The following is a 16,308-nucleotide window of genomic DNA, read 5'->3' as shown; positions in this document are numbered from 1 at the left end:
GGGATGGGTGCCTCAACTCGGTTCCTCGCCCAGTGCCGCGGCGCCGCCCGCGGCTACCTTGCCTTCGAGGTGCCGGTTTCCAAGAAGGTTCGCGCCAGCTCTCACGCCGGGGGACGCGAGGTGCCGTGCTCAGTGTTCGAGCTCGACGGCGGCTCCGCCATCGTTCGCGAAGCCGGATGCCGTGCGGGCGGACGAGTCGTCGTCGTGACGGTGCCTTTGCTCGAGGCGCGCCAGGATGTGTCGCTCATCGCGACGGACGATGGCACGCGCCTGGTTCGCACGATCTTCGACCCTAAGCTCTCCGGCCTGCAGTCGCGCCTGCTCACCATGCGCAAGCCCGTGCTCGCCACGTTCCTGCGCGGCGTCGACACTGAGCTCTCGTCCCTGCGCGCCCATGTGCAGCTCCTCGAGATCTGGCCCGACGGCTCCGACGGAGGCGTTTTGCGCATCCCCTGTCGCTTCCCAACGGACGATGCCGCGGCAGAGCTGTACGTCGAGCTTCGCGACGGCCGGACTTTGGAGCCGGTAGAGCTTTCCTGGAGTGTTTTGGAGGACCACGTGGTCCCCTCGGAGATCGATCCCTCGTTCTCGGAGCGCGTGGTCATGCTCTCCCTGGCGGCACCTGCAGGCGTGCGGAACCTGGTCATCGAGGCGGGACTTGCGGGGCATGAGGGGTGCCGCGACTTCACCTCGGTCTGCGAGCGCTCGTTCGCCGGGCTGCGGGGTCACTTCGGCATGCTCGCCGAGGGCGGTGCCCCCGACCGCGACTACACCGTCTGGTTCGAGGAGCACCGCGCCACGCCCGAGCTGCTTGCCCGACAGCGTGAGCGGTCGGCGGCGCACCCCGGTCCTCTCATGAGCATCGTCGTGCCCGTTTTCCGCACGCCGCCCGCGTACCTGCGTGCCTGCATCGACTCGGTGCTCGCGCAGTCCTATACCTCCTGGGAGCTCGTGCTCGTGAACGCGAGCGGGCCGGATGCGGGCGTCGACGGCGTGCTCGCGGAGGTTTCCGATCCACGCGTGCGCGTGCTTCGGATTGAGAACGCCTCAATTTCCGAGAACACGAACGCCGGTATCGCGGCGGCGATGGGGGAGTACGTGGCGTTCCTCGACCATGACGACGTGCTCGAGCCGGACGCGCTCTGGTGCTTCGCCGAGGCCATCGCCCGGAATCCGGAGAGCGACCTGCTCTATTGCGACGAGGATCACCTGCGCAACGGCGTCTACGCTGCGCCCGCGTTCAAGCCGGCGCCCAGCCTCACGCGCCTGCACGGCCACAACTACATCACGCACCTCCTCATGGTGAGCCGGCGCGTCCTGGGCCTCGCCGAGCGCTCCGGTTCGGACGTGGCGGGCGCCCAGGACTACGACCTCACGCTCAAGGCCTTCGACGTTGCGCGCCACATTGAGCACGTGCCGCGCGTGCTCTATCACTGGCGCGAGCACGAGGGTTCGACGGCCGGCGGTGGGAACCAGAAGCCCTACGCCCACACGGCGGGCGCCCTCGCCCTCAAGCGGCATCTTGAGCGCCGCGGTTGGGCGGGCGAGGTGCTGGACGGCCCCTTGCCCTACACCTACCGGGTGCGCTTCGACGTGCCCGACCCCGCTCCGCTCGTGAGCATCGTCATTCCGAGCCGCGATCACGCGGACCTCCTCGAGGCATGCGCATCCTCCATCCTGCAGAAGACCGAGTATCCTAACTTCGAGATCGTGGTCGTGGAGAACGGCAGCGAGAACCCCGAGACCTTCGAGCTCTACGGGCGCCTGCAGGAGGACGGCCGCGTGCGCGTGATCACGTGGACGCCGGACCTGCTCGCTCCGGACGCGCCAACCGAGCATGGCTTCAACTACTCGGCGCTCGTGAACTTCGGTGCCGCCCACGCTTGCGGCGAGCTCCTGCTCTTCTTGAACAACGACACCGAGGTGATCGAGTCCGCCTGGCTCTCCGAGATGGTGGGGTGCTTCGCGCGCGAGGACGTGGGCGTGGTGGGGGCCAAACTGCTCTTCCCAGACGGCCTGGTGCAGCATGCCGGCATGTCCGTCCGCAGCGAGGGAGGCTTCTCCCATGTGAACCGCAACCTGGCGGCGAGCATACCCGGCTACGGGTTCTCCGCCGGCATGTCCCAGGAGTACTCCATGGTGACGGGCGCCTGCCAGCTCACGCGCCGCTCGCTGTTCGAGGATATCGGCGGCTACGACGAGCGCCTTGCCGTGGGCTACAACGACGGGGATTACTGCCTCTCTGCGCGCGAACGCGGTTACGTGGTGGTCTACCAGGCTTCCGCCGTGCTGCAGCACAAGGAGTTCGCGTCGCGGGGCCGCGAGGCCACCGATGCGCGCCTGCGCGCCCGGCTGTTTCGCGAACGGTCCTACACTATCAGCAAGCACCCGGCGTTCTTCTCCAGTCCGGATCCCGCGGTGAACTCCAATTTCAACCCGGATAGCGATTGGTGGGAGCTCGTTGTGGGGCTTTGCGCCGACCACACCCTGTAGGGCTTTTCGACGCTATCAGCGGGCTCGGGATGTCCCGGTAGCGGTGATTCGGTACACTTGATGGGCTTTGCCGCGCTATTTGGTGGCGCTTTCTGCTCATCGCTGAGACGACATGGGGGAATTCATGTCAACAATCAAGATCGTCATGGCTTGCCATCGAGACGATATCGTCATTCCCGACAACCCGCTGATCGTTCCCGTTCAGGTGGGAACGGCGCTTGCCGATCATCGCTTCAAGGGCATGCAGCACGATGACGAGGGTGAGAACATTTCGTACAAGAACCCGTACTACTGCGAGCTGACGGCGCAGTACTGGGCTTGGAAGAACCTGGACGCCGATTACTACGGCCTCTTCCACTATCGGCGCTACTTCTCGTTTTCCGACGAGCCTTTCCGTACCAACCGCTTCGCCGATGCCCTCTTTGATTCCAACGACGAGAAAACGCTCGAGCGCATCGGCCTGAACGAGCACCGTATGCGCGAGGTGATCGAGGGCAACGACTTCATTCTTCCCGAGCGGGGCCGCTTTGTGGGGAAGATGACCATGCGCGAGCAATATTGCCGGGCGCTGCAGCATCGTCCCGAAGACCTCCAGTGCGTCCTGGATATCATCCAGGAACGGTACCCGCACATGATGGATGCGGCCAACGCCTATCTGGATGGGTCTACCGGCTATTTCTGCAACATGTTCATCATGAAGCGGGAGATCTTCTTCGACTACTGCTCATGGCTGTTCGATATCTTGGCCGAGCACGAGCGGCGACGGGATTTCTCCGATTACAGTTCGGCGCAGTATCGCGTGAGCGGATATCTTGCCGAGCGGTTGCTGGGCATCTACTTTACCTGGCTCAAGGGTCAGGGCCACTACACGTATCGCGAGCTGCAGCGGACGCTGTTCGACAACGTGACGCGCCCCGCGTTCCCGCGGCCCCTCAAGCAGGTGGGCGACAAGCCCCCCGTTGCGCTCGTGCTCTCCGCAAATGATTTCTATGTCCCCTACATGGGAACCCTGCTCGAATCGATTGCGGAAAACGCATCAGAGACGCGCCAGTACGACGTCATCGTGCTCCATCGCGACATCAGCGAGCGCAACCAGGTCGTGCTGCGGCGCATGATGCCCGACAACTTCTCCCTGCGGTTCTTTAACACCACGCGTTTTATGGTCGATTACAACGACAAGCTCTTCCTTCGCGGGCATTTCCGTATCGAGACGTATTTCCGTCTGCTCATGCAGGATATTCTTCCGGAGTACGACAAGGCCCTGTACCTGGACAGCGATATGGTCGTGAACCATGATATCGCCGAGCTGTTCGACGTCGATGTCGACGGGTACCTGCTCGCCGCCGTGGCGGATGCGGATACGGCGGGCCTCTATAACGGGGCGCAGCCGGATAAAAAGGACTACATGGACAACGTGTTGAAGATGAAGGACCCTTACAGCTATTTTCAGGCGGGGACGATCATCTTCAATCTCGCGGAGTTCCGGCGGCACTACACTGTCGAGGAGCTGTTCGCGTACGCCACGTCCTACGAGTGGCAGCTTCTCGACCAGGATGTGCTCAACCACTTTGCCGAGGGGCATGTGAAATATCTCGATATGCGGTGGAACGTCATGATGGATTGGTTCGGCATCCGCGTCAAGGAGATCATCAGCTTGGCACCGCGCCACCTGAGCGAACCGTATATGGAGGCGCGAAAGGATCCGTATGTGGTTCATTTCGCCGGCGACGACAAGCCCTGGGATCATCCCGAGACGGATTATGCCGATTACTTCTGGCGCTATGCCCTGAAGACCCCGTTCGCACCCATTGCGATCGACCGCATGACTAAGAACAAGCTGCCGTTCATGCGTCGGGTGAAGAACAAGCTGAGGCCGCTGTACGAGAAGCTCTTCCCCGCGCGCACGCCTCGTCGAGAGCTGGCCGGTTACCTCGTTCGCAAGATCACGAACAAGGCGTAAGGAGTTGTTCCGGCTGGGGAGGGCTCGGTGCGGCGCATAACGGGCCGCGATAGGGGGCACCTGCGGAGTTTCTTGGTAACTCGATGCGGCCCACTATGCATTTAGGTTCAGGCACCGTGGGTGAACTATCATTTCGAAGTCGCTTGTCTATGGGTGAGGAGAGTGTTCGTGGCAGGAAGACATTTTAAAGAGAGCTCCCAGCAGCCATCGGCCGTACAGCAACGGCAACCGGTCCGACGGCAGCAATATGCCGCGCCGCGTCAGGGCGTCGTTCGGGCAAGCGCTGCTCCCCAGTCGCGCGGTCGCGCCCCTCGCTTTGAGCCGGAGCCGCCCCGCCGTCGGCACGTGGCGGGCACCGTGGTCGCCGTGGTCATCGCGGTACTCATCGTGGCCTGCGGCGTGTCCGGCTTCCTGCTCTTCCGTTCCGCCCAGAAGGTCAAGTCCGACTCCACGGTCCTCATGGCGCAGGCGTCTGTCTTGAAGGACAACCTCAAAAACGGGGACACGGGCGGGCTCTCTACCTCGCTGAGCATCATCCAGGATCGTACGACGAGCATCAACGATGAGGTGCACGCGCCGCTCTGGAGCGTGGCGGCGCACCTACCCGTAGTGGGGCAGGATATCCAGAGCGTGCAGACGCTCGGCTCCTCGGCGAAGGATCTGGTGGACAACGCGCTCGCACCCATCTGCCAGAGCCTTTCGGGCAAGAAGCTCTCCGACCTTCTGCAGGACGGCTCGGTGAACATCCCCATGCTCAAGGAGGTCTCCGCCGCCGTGAGCGGTGCCATCCCCACGATCAAGGCGGACGCGGAGACGATCAGCTCGCTGCCGAAGGCCCGCATCCCCCAGGTCCAGGCGGTGCTCGACAAGGTGCAGGAGCCGCTCGGCAAGGCGGGCGGCATGCTCGACCAGCTCCAGCCCATCCTGAACGTGCTGCCGCAGATGTTCGGCGAAGGCGGTCAGCGGAGCTACCTGATCATCGCCCAGAACAACTCCGAGCTGCGCGCCACGGGTGGCCTGCCCGGTTCGTGGGGCGTGCTGACCGTCACCGACGGCAAGATCGAGATGAACGGCGACTTCACCTCCATCCTGCATCAGCCCGGCCTGCAGGTGCAGATCACCGAAGAGGAACGCGCTGCCTCCGGTTCCAATATGGACGTCGACCCCGCCCAGGTGAATACCATCCCCGACTTCTCCCGTGTCGGCGCGCTCTCGCGCGACTTCTGGGCCCAGGCGGGTTATGGCAACGTGGACGGCGTCATCGCCATCGATCCCGTCTTCCTGCAGCGCTTGCTCAGCCTGACCGGTGGGTTCACCGCCGCCGACGGCAGCACGATCGACGGCACTAACGCCGCCTCCATGCTGTTGAGCGAGACCTATTGGCGCCTTGGCAACGACACCGGTGCCCAGGATGCCTACTTTTCCTCTGTCGCCGCGATGGCGTTCAAGACCGTCATGAACAATCTTGGCGGTGTGGGCGTGAGCGACCTCTGGAAGACGATCGACGAATCCGCCCAACAGGATCGTCTGCTCGTGTGGATGGCGAACGAGGACGAGGAGGCCGTGATGGACACCCTCGGGTTCTCGGGCAAGCTCGCGAGCGATCCCACGAAGCCTGAGCTCGGCGTCTTCGAGTACGATAGCACGTGGAGCAAGATCGACTGGTTCGCTTCCATCAAGACGCAGATCGGCGAGGGCGTGCAAAACGCCGACGGCACCACCACCTACGCCGTCACGACCGCGATCACCAACATCATGACGCCCGAGCAGGCGGCGACAGCCCCGCTGTACGTCAGCGGCTACAATCCCGCCAAGCGCACCAACGGCGACATGCTGACGATGATGATGTTCTACGCGCCCGCGGGCGGCACGATCACCAACATGAACGTTAACGGCTACCAGAACGGCGATTGGACCGAGGCCACGTTCCAGGGCCATCAGGTGCTGCGTGGCCTCTTCCAAACGGACGCCCAGGAGACCACCACCTTTACCTACAACGTGGTGGTCCCCGCGGGCGCCACGCAAGCCATGACGCTCCGCACCACGCCCCTTGCACAGGAATCGCTCATGTAGCGGTCCTGCTCCTGGCCCGGTTTCGGTGAGAGCGCTGAACGGCGGTCGTCGCACATGCGGCGGCCGCCGTCCTTTTGTGCGATAATCCCCAGAAGTCAAGGTTCTGACCCGCCGATTAAGAGGTTCCCATGTCTGATTACGTGCTTTCCTGCAGCTCCACCGCCGATTATCCGCGTTCGTTCTTCGAGGAGCGCCACGTGCTCCTCACCTGCTTCCACTACAACATGGACGGCGGCACCTACCCCGACGACCTCTACGCGCGCATCACGCCGCACGAGTTCTTCAGCAAGATCAAGGCGGGTAGCCAGCCCACCACCTCGCAGATCGCGGCGGGCGAGTACGTGGCCACCTGGGAGCCGGAGCTCAAGGCCGGCCATGACATCCTGCACGTGACGCTCTCCTCGGGCATCTCGGGCACCTACAACTCCGCGTGCGTGGCCGCCGAGCAGCTGCGCTCGGCCTATCCCGAGCGCACCATCAACGTGGTGGACTCCCTCTGCGCGAGCTCGGGCTATGGCCTTCTTGTGGAATACCTCGCCGACCTGCGCGACGCCGGCATGGGCCTCGCCGAGCTCACGGCTTGGTGCGAGGAGCACAAGACGAACCTCAACAGCTGGTTCTACGTCTCTGACCTCGAGTGCCTGAAGCGCGGCGGCCGCGTGAGCAAGACGAGCGCGCTCATCGCCACGGCGCTGAAGATCTGCCCGCTGCTGAACATGGACTACCAGGGCAAGCTGATTCCGCGCGAGAAGATCCGCACCAAAATGAAGGCCCAGAAGAGGCTCGTGCGGGCCATGATGGCGCACGTGGAAGACGGCGCCGCCTACACGGGCAAGTGCTGCATCAGCCAATCCGATTGCCGCGAGGACGCCGAAGAGGTCGCCCGCATGATCGGGGAGCAGATTCCCCAGCTTGCCGGCAAGATCGCCATCCACGACATCGGCACGGTCATCGGCGCACACACCGGCCCCGGCACGGTGGCGCTCTTCTTCATGGGCGACAAGCGCGTGGACTAGACTCCCGCCCGGAGGGCAAGCGCCCGGCATCCCGGCGGCGCTTGCCCTCCGGGCGGGACCGCCGGAGCCAGCTTTCTAGTTCTTAGGGAAGAAGAAGCGCAGTTTGCTGCGGCGCTCGGCACGGCGATCGCGGGCGTTGTGCGCCTTGGCGATGAGCTCGTCGGGGAAGGGGACGTCGGCCCGCGCGCTCTCAAGCGGGTTCTCGGAGGCGGCGCTCACCGGGTCGAAGACGGGCTCCGGCGTCGTCTTCTCGGCTGCGGCGGCGCGGTAGCGCTTCATCATGTCGGCCTGGAGCTGCTGGGCCGAGGGGGGCGTCCAGATGACGGCATTGGCGCCCGCGGAGACCGTCTCGCTCACGGAGAGGGAGCTGCGCCCGCCGGAGGCGATGAGCGGCATGTTGGGGTAGTGCTCGCGGAGCTCGCGCAGGACGGCGGGCGTGTCCTTGCCGGCGGCCACGTTGAGGATCTTGGCGCCGGCGGCTACCTTGGCATGGGCCACCTCGTCGCAGGCCACGACGGTGGCGACCACGGGGATGTCCACGATGTTGGCGATCTGCTCGACCATGTCGGGGCTCGCGGGGGAGTTGACGATCACGCCGGCGGCGCCCTGCATCTCGGAGACGGCGGCCAGCTGCACGGCGCGCTTGCCCGTGGTGGTGCCGCCGCCCACGCCCACGAAGACGGGGCATTCGGCCACCGTCAGGAGGGCCTGGGTGATGGCGGGCTGCGCGGTGAAGGGGTACACGGCGAAGATGGCATCCGCGTTGGAGTTCTTGATCACGGCGACGTCCGTGGTGTAAAGCAGCGAGCGGATGCGGCGGCCGAAGAGCGTGAAGCCGCTGCACTCCTCGGTTTCGGCGGGAACGGAGAGCGCGGCGTGGCGGAGGCGCCCCTCGATGGGGGTAGGCTCGAGCTGCAGCTTGCCGGCAGGCGTGACCACGGTGGGCGCACCGGAGAACTCCTCGGCGATCTCCACCTCAGAGAAATCGACGGCGGCATCGATGCTCTCGGGCACCTCGGCGGGTACCTCGAGCGCGGCGTCCGGTTCCTCGGCGACCTTGGTATCGACCTCGGGGACCGCGCATTTCGTCGGCGCGTTCCCGGCGCCTGATTCGTTCATCTTGACGGTATCCGTGACGTCCATGGTGCCTCCTCGTATGATTGAGTTCTTGATGCGGTGCGTGCCGCAGGGTATCGCAACGATGCTTTTTTTGTACCCCGGCGCAGGCGGCGGTAGTCATGCGCGCCATGGCCCTTTTGTAGCGAGTGCGGAGTCTTGGGGGAGCGGTTGGGGCGTCTGCTATGCTAGTCCAACCAACGAACGATCGGAAGGGGTGGCACGCATGAACGAGATCGTCGAGGTTATGGGCCCGATGCTCATCTGCGTGGGCGTTATCGCCGTCGTCGCCCTCGTGTATCTGGGCATCACCGCTCTGCGCGACCGTTCTCGCGGTGACGACGAGGACCCGCGGGCCTTTCGCGGCGGGTCCCATCTGCGGTAACCCCGTTGTCGGCCGCGCGCTCGCGTGGCCGCTTCTCGCTAGTGCGCTTTCTTGATCTTGGCGATGTAGAAGCCCTCGAAGTGTCGCGCGGGGGCGATGGTGAGTGTGCCGGGCAACCCGTTTTCCAGGAGCGGGAGGGCGAAGTCGCCTTCCGTCCACGCGGCGTCCAGGTTTAGCGGCACAAGCTCGCAATCGCGATGGCGCTTGGCCTTCAGCGCGCTGCGAACTTGTTCCTCGTTTTCTTGAGGTAGCACGGAGCACGTGGAGTAGACGAGTTCGCCGCCCGGCTTGAGCACGGTGAGCGCGCGGTCGAGGAGCTGCGCTTGCGAGCGCGTCACCTTGGCGAGCAGCTGGGCGGTGATGCGCTTCTCGGCGCGTTGGTCCCCGGCGCGCACCGTTCCCGTTCCGGTACAGGGGGCGTCGAGCAGAATCTGATCGAAGCTGAAGAACTCGTCTAGGCGCCGCGCGTCCGTCTTCATGACCTGCACGTTGTGGGCGCCGAGCTTTTGCAGGTTGTAGGTGAGTTTTTCTGCGCGCGGCGCCGAGAGCTCGCAGGCGGTGATGTGGGCCTCGGGCTCGAGCGCGGCCATCTGCGACGTCTTGCCGCCGGGGGCGGCGCACATGTCGAGCGCGTCCGCGCCGGCACGGGGCCCGAGCGCGAGGGGTGGCGTCATGGAGGAGAGGGACTGCAGGTAGACTGCGCCTTCCCGATAGATGTCGAGCGTCCATACATCCCGCTCGGAAACCGCGTCGTCCAAAACGAAGGCGTCCTCGTACCAGGGCACGCGCGTAAAGCCGATGCCCACCCTGCCGAGCGCCCCCGCCACCGTCTCGGCGTCCGCCTTGAGCGTGTTCGCCCGCAGCGTGACGGGGCGGCTCGCCGCCGCGCGGTATCCGTCGAGGAGGCGCTGAACGACCTCTGCCTGATAGGCCGCTTCCAGCTGATCGTGCAGGAAAGCGGGGATGGGTGCGTCTGCGTTCTGCTGCGTCATGGGAACAACTCCAACCGTTTGCGTTTCATCCATTCTAGTTGAGCGGGGCGTGGTTTTCGCCCGTAGCGCCGCGGTTCGGTCAGCTCGGGGCAACTGTGGCTCCCTTGTGATGTTCAAGCAGGTGAACAGTGGACGTTCTGGGTGAGAAGGCTCACAATCGCAATTGAACAACGTTTAATAAGTGTATGCGCTCAAGTGGGGAGGTCCTATGTCCACATGGCTCATCAAGCTGTTCGTGCATGATTACCGCGAAACGGCGGACCCGATGGTCCGGAGCGCCTACGGGCAGCTTGCCGGCGCGGTGGGCATCGTCTGCAACATACTGCTCTGCCTGGCGAAGGGCGCGATCGGCATGGCATCGGGTTCTGTCTCCATCGTGGCCGACGCTATCAACAACCTGTCGGATGCCGCCAGCAACATCGTGAGCCTGCTCGGGTTCAAGCTCGCCGAGCGCCCGGCGGACGCGGGGCATCCGTACGGTCACGGGCGCTTCGAGTATCTGGCGGGGCTCGTGACCTCGGTGTTGGTCGTGGCCGTGGGCGTGGAGCTCAGCCGGTCGGGCCTCGCCCGCATCCTGCATCCCGAGCCCGTGGAGTTCAGCTTGCCTCTGCTGGCGATCATGCTCATGTCCATCGGGATGAAGGCCTGGATGATGGGATTCAATCAGCTCGTGGCGCGCCGCATCGACGCCGAGGCGCTCGAAGCCGTGGCGATGGACTCCCGAAACGACGCCATCACCACCTTCGGCGTGTTGACCTGTGCGCTGATCTCGCAGGGCACGGGCGTGCAGCTCGACGGCTGGGTGGGCCTCGCGCTCGGCCTGTTCGTGCTGGTAAGCGGTATCGGCCTCGTGCGGGATACCGTGAGCCCGCTCTTGGGCCAGGCACCCTCCCCGGAGCTCGTGGAGCACATTCGCAACCGCGTGCTCTCGCGCCCCTGTGTGCTCGATATGCATGAGCTCAGGGTGCACGACTACGGCCCCGGACGTCGGTTCGCCACCGCGCACGTGGTCATGCCCGCTGAGATGGACCCGATCGAGGCGCACCGAATACTGAACGGCATCGAGCGCGAGTTCCTCGCCGAGGACCATCTGGAGATGACGCTTCACTGGGACCCGGTTCGCACCGCGGTCGGCGGATGGGACGGCACGGACCCCGATACGGGGGACCGCATGGCATCGTAGTATGATGGGCGAAATGCCGAGCGAAGGGGCTGCCATGACCATCATCTACAACGTCAGGAAATACGTGGAGCGTCTGGCGTGCGATGCCAAGAGCGCCTCGCGGGAGCTTTCGTTCGCGAGCGATGACAGTCGTCGCGCGGCGGTTCACGCCATGGCGTGCGCGCTGCGCAAACGGTCGCCCGAGGCCCTGGCAGCCAATGCCAAGGACATGGAGGACGCGCGTCGCGCAGGCACCACAGAGGGCATGCTCGACCGCCTGCTGCTCACGCCCGAGCGCATGGAATCCATGGCAGCGGGCCTGGATGCGCTCGCCGAGCTCCCCGACCCGGTCGGGCGCGTGCTGGAGCACCGCACGATCGATTGCGGTCTCGACCTCACGAAGGTTTCGGTGCCGCTCGGTCTCGTGGCCATGGTCTACGAGGCGCGTCCCAACGTGACGGCGGACGCGGCGGGCATCTGCATCCGCACGGGCAACGCCTGCATCCTGCGGGGTGGCTCCCTGGCGCAACGCTCGTGCGTGGCCATCGCCCAGGTGCTCGCCGACGCGGTGGAGGCCCAGGGCCTGCCGCACGCGTCCGTGAGCATCATCGAGACCACGGACCGCGAGGCCACGGCTGTGCTCATGCGGCAGCGCGGCGTGGTCGACTTGCTCATTCCGCGCGGCGGGGCGGGCCTCATCCAGCGCTGCGTGCGCGAGAGCCTGGTGCCGGTGATCGAGACAGGCACGGGAAACTGCCATATCTACGTGCACCGTTCCGCCGATTTGGAGAAGGCGCGCGCCATCGTGATGAACGCCAAGACGCAGCGCGTGGGCGTGTGCAACGCGGCGGAGTCCCTGCTGGTCGACGACGAGGTCGCGCCTGAGTTCCTGCCCGGCATACTGGACGAGCTCGCCCGGGCCGGCGTGCTCATCCACGGCGACGCCGCCACGCGCGGTGCCGCGGTGACGGCCTCTGCGGGCCGGCGGGGCGACGCGGACGCGCCGCTCGCACATTTCGCTCCCGCCACGGATGCCGACTGGGACCGTGAGTACCTGGCCCTGGAGATGAGCGTCAAGGTGGTGTCCGGCGAGGACGAGGCCATCGCGCACATCAACGCCCACGGCACCGGTCACTCCGAGGCCATCGTGGCAGAGGATACGGAGGCGTGCGAGCGCTTTCTGCGCGAGGTGGATGCGGCGGCGGTCTACGCCAACGCGAGTACGCGCTTCACCGACGGCGGCGAGTTCGGTCTGGGTGCGGAGATCGGCATCTCCACGCAGAAGCTCCATGCTCGCGGTCCCTTCGCCACCGAGGCGCTCACCACCTACAAGTACGAGATTCGCGGTACCGGTCAGGTACGGCCGTAATTGCCGGCTCGGCGCAGACGGCCCGGATAGGGCGACGGAAGACCCTTGCTCGCTCCTCGCGAGACTGGTCGTTTCTGGGAGATAGTCCCTGGAACGAACAGAACGAGGATGAGCTCGTTGTCGCGATGGGCGTGGAGACCGCTGTTCGTTCCAGGGACTATCTCCCAGAAACGCCTCAGTTCGCTGCGGAAGTTCGAAGGGTCTTCTGCCACGGATCCAAGCCGTCCACGCCGGGTCCTTTGGGGTGCGGTGCGGTATGGCGCTCCGTGCCCGTGGGTACCATCTCGGGATATCAGCGTCGAGAGGGGATTGATCATGTCCGAGAAGCTGTCTGCCGGCATGACGCGCGACGAGGCATTCGCGCTGCTCACGGCTCACAACAGGGATCCATTCCATATCGAGCACGGTGAGACCGTCGAGCAGACGATGCGCTACTTCGCGCGGGAGTTCGATTCCGAGAACGAGGAGTTCTGGGGCATCGTCGGCTTGCTCCACGACCTCGATTGGGAGGAGCATGACGACGATCCCAAGAACCACACGGTCTACGCCGCCGAGCTCATCGAGGAGCAGGGCGGGAGCCCCGAGCTCATCCGCGCCATCCAGTCGCATAACGCCGACTACAACGATGCCCTGCCCAAGCCCGAGTTGCAGATGGAGAAGATCCTCTTCGCCACGGAGGAGCTCACCGGGCTCATCGGCGCGGCCGTGGTGATGCGCCCGTCCAAGAGCGTGATGGACTTCAACGTGAAGTCGCTCAAGAAGAAGTTCAAGGACAAGCGCTTTGCCGCCGGTGTCTCGCGCGACGTTATCCGCGAAGGCGCTGCGGCGCTCGGCTGGGAGCTCGATGAGCTTTTCGACCGCACCATCAAGGCGATGCAGAGCTTCGCACCGGACCGCGACACGTTCCAGGCGGAGTAGGGCCTCGCGTGGTCAGTTCACGCTGGGCGTCGTGTCGGTGAGGCCGAGCGACGCCAGGCGGCTCTCGAGGTCCTCCTCGGTGCAGTCCAGCGCCACCGCCAGCTCCTCCGTGGCGCGGCGGTGCGCCTCCTTTAGCACGCGCGTGTAGTACGAGGACGGTTTCTTGCCCCGGCGCTCGGCATCGTGGATGCGGCAGCGCATGGTCTTCGCCACGCGCACCGTCTCGGGTGCGCCCTGCTTGATCTGCTGTTTGAAATGGGATTCCTCGAGCGAGCTGTTGCGTTCGGTGAAGGGGTCACATTCGAGGGCGTCGTAGTTCGTGATGAGATGCTCGGCATCGGCGCGGGAGATGCAGGCGTGCAGACGTTCTACCTGGGACATTGGGTACATCATGCGCGTACGGGCGTGCCCGCATTTCGCTTCCAGCACAATCATGGGGGAGGGGGCGTCCTCGAATCCCACAACGGTGCACACGCCTTGTCCGGGGTGAATAATATGCTCTCCGATTTCGAACATGCTCAGCCTCCGTCTCAAACGTATGCAATTAGGCTCTAGAATAGCATGTTTACGTGGGTTTTTATGACAAAACACCATAAAATGGGCAGGTTTCGGGCGCGTGTGGCGCATGTTACGCGGCTGGCAAAGGCCTTTGGGAGCGATCGCGCGCTCGGTTTGCTTCAGTTGCGGGCGCTGCGTCCGTGCTTTGGGGAATATGAGCACGATGGCCCGTCAACGTGGTGTTTTAGAAAAGCCAAAAGGGTAAGTGTGCTATCGTTCAACTATCTGCATATCTGCCCCAGAATCGCACGGCGGGGCCACATCCAAGGAGGATCTATGCCCGAGAAGATCGAAGAGCTGGTTCGCGCTGCCCTCGCGGCTGCGCAGGAGGCCGGTGAGCTGCCTGCGTTCGAGCTTGAGGATTGCGGCATCGAGCGACCGGCCGACACCTCCCACGGTGAGTGGACCTCCACGTGCGCGATGAAGTCCGCCAAGCTCGCCCATTGCGCGCCTCGCAAGATCGCCGACGCCGTCGCGGCGCACATGCCCGCCGACCCGGCCATCGCCAAGGTCGAGGTCGCCGGCCCCGGCTTCATCAACTTCTACCTGGGTGCCGCGGCCGTGAACGCCATCTTCGGCGAGGCTCGCGAGCAGGGCATGGACTTCGCCCGCTCCAACGTGGGCGGCGGCCTGAAGACCCAGATCGAGTTCGTGTCCGCCAACCCCGTGGGCCCCATGCACGTGGGCCACGGCCGCTGGGCTGCGCTCGGCGACTCCATGGCCAACGTCATGAGCCACGCCGGGTACGACATCGAGCGCGAGTTCTGGATCAACGACCACGGCAACCAGATGAACACCTTCGGCAACTCCATCTCCAAGCGCTACATGCAGCTTGCCGACATCATGGAGAAGCAGGGCTGCGACCTGGACGCCGCGCGCGACTTCCTGGCCCAGGACCGCGACAACTTCGTGCAGGACGAGGCCGACGAGCATCCGGACAGCCATCCCTACATGGACGAGTTCACCAACGACCTGGGCAAGGACTCCTACGGCGGCACCTACATCATCGACGAGGCCGCGGCGTTCTTCCGCACCGACGGCGACAAGTGGGTTGACGCCGACCCGCAGGTCCGCATGCTCGAGTTCCGCGAGCGCGGCTACCAGAAGATGCTCAAGGACATGCGCGAGACCTGCCACGACGTGCGCTGCGACTTCGACGTGTGGATGAGCGAGCGCACCATGTACCAGAAGGACTGGACGGGCACCTCGCCGGTGGAGCGCGCCTATGACAAGCTGGACAAGATGGGCTACCTCTACCGCACGGACGACGGTGCCCTGTGGTTTAAGTCCACGGAGTTCGGCGACGACAAGGACCGCGTCATCCAGAAGACCAACGGCGACTATACCTACTTCTCCTCCGACATCGCCTACCACTGGAACAAGTTCCAGCGCGTCGACCGCGTCCTCGACATCTGGGGCGCCGACCACCACGGCTATATCGCCCGCGTGCGCGCGGTCTGCGACGCCCTCGGCTACCCCGGTCAGTTCGAGGTGCCCCTGGGCCAGTTCGTCAACCTGCTGCGCGGCGGCAAGCCTATCCGCATGTCCAAGCGCAAGGGCACGATGATCACCTTCCGCGAGCTCATCGATGAGGTGGGTCCGGACGCCACGCGCTACACGCTCATCAGCCGCTCCTCCAACCAGACCATCGACTTCGATATCGATGCCGTCAAGGAGAAGAGCCAGTCCAACCCGGTGTACTACGTGCAGTACGCCCACGCGCGCATCTGCTCCATCCTGCGCCGCGCCGCCGGCGTCTCCGTTGAGCAGGGCGACCTCATGACCATGGAGAACGTGGCGCTCAAAGCCATCGGCGGCGAGCCCGTGAACTACGCGCTGCTAACCGATCCGACGGAGCTCCAGCTCGCCCGCAAGCTCTCCGAGCTCGAGGACCTCATCGCCGGCTGCGCTCGCGACCGCGCGCCGTTCCGCCTGACGCACTACCTGGAGGAGCTCGCCTCCGACTTCCATGGCTTCTACGCCGCCTGCCAGGTGCTGCCGAGCGAGGGTCGTCCCATCGAGCCGGAGCTCACCCGCGCCCGCCTGGCCGCGTGCGACGCCGTTCGCTCCGTGCTGGCGCTCGTGCTCAGCCTGATCGGCGTTTCCGCGCCCACGCAGATGTAGCACATCCCTCTACCTGGTTGATTTCCGATCCCAACCGAACACATTGAGCTGACGGCACGCTCCCGCAGTTAACCGAACGCCCCCGAGGTCCTATCCGGGCCCCGGGGGCGGCATTTTCCCAGTTGAAGGAATGGTGGAGATG

Annotated in this window: 12 protein-coding genes; 9 read left to right on the top strand and 3 right to left on the bottom strand. The window is 64.8% G+C overall.

All coding sequences use genetic code 11. The annotated features are described in order from the left end of the window. Positions 1 to 3 precede the first annotated feature (3 nt). The 4 genes from GDJ97_RS06490 to GDJ97_RS06475 all read left to right on the top strand — a co-directional run bounded on the left by GDJ97_RS06490 (position 4) and on the right by GDJ97_RS06475 (position 7,542). On the top strand, positions 4 to 2,493 hold the full coding sequence (locus tag GDJ97_RS06490; protein WP_152070490.1) for a glycosyltransferase family 2 protein: 2,490 nt from the start codon (positions 4 to 6) through the stop codon (positions 2,491 to 2,493). Positions 2,494 to 2,617: 124 nt separating this feature from the next. Further along, positions 2,618 to 4,453, top strand: coding sequence for a DUF4422 domain-containing protein (locus tag GDJ97_RS06485; protein WP_193221341.1), 1,836 nt, complete (start codon positions 2,618 to 2,620; stop codon positions 4,451 to 4,453). A gap of 168 nt (positions 4,454 to 4,621) precedes the next feature. Next, on the top strand, positions 4,622 to 6,526 hold the full coding sequence (locus tag GDJ97_RS06480; RefSeq protein WP_152070488.1) for a DUF4012 domain-containing protein: 1,905 nt from the start codon (positions 4,622 to 4,624) through the stop codon (positions 6,524 to 6,526). Positions 6,527 to 6,654: 128 nt separating this feature from the next. Then, positions 6,655 to 7,542 carry a DegV family protein gene (locus GDJ97_RS06475; protein WP_152070487.1) on the top strand — a complete coding sequence of 296 codons (888 nt, stop codon included), beginning with the start codon at positions 6,655 to 6,657 and terminating at the stop codon, positions 7,540 to 7,542. 75 nt (positions 7,543 to 7,617) lie between these two features. Here GDJ97_RS06475 and GDJ97_RS06470 read toward each other — a convergent pair whose 3' ends face one another. Further along, positions 7,618 to 8,685, bottom strand: a complete 1,068-nt coding sequence (locus GDJ97_RS06470; protein ID WP_226808883.1) for a hypothetical protein — start codon at positions 8,683 to 8,685, stop codon at positions 7,618 to 7,620. A 199-nt stretch (positions 8,686 to 8,884) separates the two neighbouring features. Between GDJ97_RS06470 and GDJ97_RS09390 the strand changes: the two genes are divergently transcribed. Continuing rightward, positions 8,885 to 9,043: a hypothetical protein gene (locus GDJ97_RS09390; RefSeq protein WP_193221340.1), complete on the top strand. Its 159-nt coding sequence runs from the start codon at positions 8,885 to 8,887 to the stop codon at positions 9,041 to 9,043. 38 nt (positions 9,044 to 9,081) lie between these two features. Here the strand turns inward: GDJ97_RS09390 and GDJ97_RS06465 are convergent, their stop codons facing one another. Beyond that, positions 9,082 to 10,035, bottom strand: a complete 954-nt coding sequence (locus GDJ97_RS06465; RefSeq protein ID WP_152070486.1) for an RsmB/NOP family class I SAM-dependent RNA methyltransferase — start codon at positions 10,033 to 10,035, stop codon at positions 9,082 to 9,084. Between the two features lie 208 nt (positions 10,036 to 10,243). Here GDJ97_RS06465 and GDJ97_RS06460 point away from each other — a divergent pair, with 208 nt between their 5' ends. The 3 genes from GDJ97_RS06460 to GDJ97_RS06450 all read left to right on the top strand — a co-directional run bounded on the left by GDJ97_RS06460 (position 10,244) and on the right by GDJ97_RS06450 (position 13,484). After that, a complete protein-coding gene (locus GDJ97_RS06460) occupies positions 10,244 to 11,218 on the top strand; it encodes a cation diffusion facilitator family transporter (RefSeq protein WP_152070485.1) in 975 nt (324 codons plus the stop codon). A 34-nt stretch (positions 11,219 to 11,252) separates the two neighbouring features. Then, on the top strand, positions 11,253 to 12,566 hold the full coding sequence (locus GDJ97_RS06455; protein WP_152070484.1) for a glutamate-5-semialdehyde dehydrogenase: 1,314 nt from the start codon (positions 11,253 to 11,255) through the stop codon (positions 12,564 to 12,566). Positions 12,567 to 12,881: 315 nt separating this feature from the next. Then, positions 12,882 to 13,484, top strand: a complete 603-nt coding sequence (locus GDJ97_RS06450; RefSeq protein ID WP_152070483.1) for an HD domain-containing protein — start codon at positions 12,882 to 12,884, stop codon at positions 13,482 to 13,484. Positions 13,485 to 13,496: 12 nt separating this feature from the next. On the opposite strand, the gene GDJ97_RS06445 is transcribed toward GDJ97_RS06450, so the two are convergent. After that, positions 13,497 to 14,000 (bottom strand): CarD family transcriptional regulator, encoded by a 504-nt coding sequence (locus GDJ97_RS06445; protein ID WP_152070482.1) that lies wholly within the window; start codon positions 13,998 to 14,000, stop codon positions 13,497 to 13,499. Between the two features lie 318 nt (positions 14,001 to 14,318). On the opposite strand from GDJ97_RS06445, the gene argS reads away from it, so the two are divergent. Further along, on the top strand, positions 14,319 to 16,166 hold the full coding sequence (argS, locus tag GDJ97_RS06440) for an arginine--tRNA ligase (protein ID WP_152070481.1): 1,848 nt from the start codon (positions 14,319 to 14,321) through the stop codon (positions 16,164 to 16,166). Positions 16,167 to 16,308: the final 142 nt, after the last annotated feature.

Origin of the sequence: Collinsella sp. AK_207A (genome assembly GCF_902501965.1) — a bacterium.
Lineage (GTDB): Bacteria > Actinomycetota > Coriobacteriia > Coriobacteriales > Coriobacteriaceae > Collinsella.
This window is presented reverse-complemented; position numbering and strand designations above follow the sequence as displayed.